This window comes from Kitasatospora sp. NPDC059827 (assembly GCF_042731675.1).
Classification (GTDB): Bacteria; Actinomycetota; Actinomycetes; order Streptomycetales; family Streptomycetaceae; genus Kitasatospora.
On record NZ_JBHWIV010000191.1, the window covers coordinates 1 to 1,069 of the forward strand.

A 1,069-nucleotide genomic window follows, 5' to 3' on the forward strand; every position below is an offset into this window, starting at 1 on the left:
GGCGAAGCTGAGAACTTAAGCGCCAGTAAACGGCGGTGGTAACTATAACCATCCTAAGGTAGCGAAATTCCTTGTCGGGTAAGTTCCGACCTGCACGAATGGCGTAACGACTTCTCGACTGTCTCAACCATAGGCCCGGTGAAATTGCATTACGAGTAAAGATGCTCGTTTCGCGCAGCAGGACGGAAAGACCCCGGGACCTTTACTATAGCTTGATATTGGTGTTCGGTTCGGCTTGTGTAGGATAGGTGGGAGACTTTGAAGCAGCAACGCCAGTTGTTGTGGAGTCGACGTTGAAATACCACTCTGGTCGTGCTGGATGTCTAACCTGGGTCCGTGATCCGGATCAGGGACAGTGTCTGGTGGGTAGTTTAACTGGGGCGGTTGCCTCCTAAAGAGTAACGGAGGCGCCCAAAGGTTCCCTCAGCCTGGTTGGCAATCAGGTGTTGAGTGTAAGTGCACAAGGGAGCTTGACTGTGAGACTGACGGGTCGAGCAGGTACGAAAGTAGGGACTAGTGATCCGGCGGTGGCTTGTGGAAGCGCCGTCGCTCAACGGATAAAAGGTACCCCGGGGATAACAGGCTGATCTTCCCCAAGAGTCCATATCGACGGGATGGTTTGGCACCTCGATGTCGGCTCGTCGCATCCTGGGGCTGGAGTAGGTCCCAAGGGTTGGGCTGTTCGCCCATTAAAGCGGTACGCGAGCTGGGTTTAGAACGTCGTGAGACAGTTCGGTCCCTATCCGCTGTGCGCGTAGGAGTGTTGAGAAGGGCTGTCCCTAGTACGAGAGGACCGGGACGGACGAACCTCTGGTGTGCCAGTTGTCCTGCCAAGGGCATGGCTGGTTGGCTACGTTCGGGAGGGATAACCGCTGAAAGCATCTAAGCGGGAAGCCTGCTTCGAGATGAGCACTCCCACCTCCTTGAGAGGGTAAGGCTCCCAGTAGACGACTGGGTTGATAGGCCGGATATGGAAGCCCTGTAAGGGGTGGAGTTGACCGGTACTAATAGGCCGAGGGCTTGTCCTCAGTTGCTCGCGTCCACTGTGTTGTTCTGAAACAACGACCCC

General features: G+C 55.6%; 1 rRNA gene. It reads left to right on the forward strand.

What is annotated here, in order from left to right:
* Positions 1-1,028: ribosomal RNA gene (locus tag ACFV8H_RS41480) — 23S ribosomal RNA — on the forward strand; the annotation flags it as partial.
* Between the last annotated feature and the right edge of the window lie 41 nt (positions 1,029-1,069).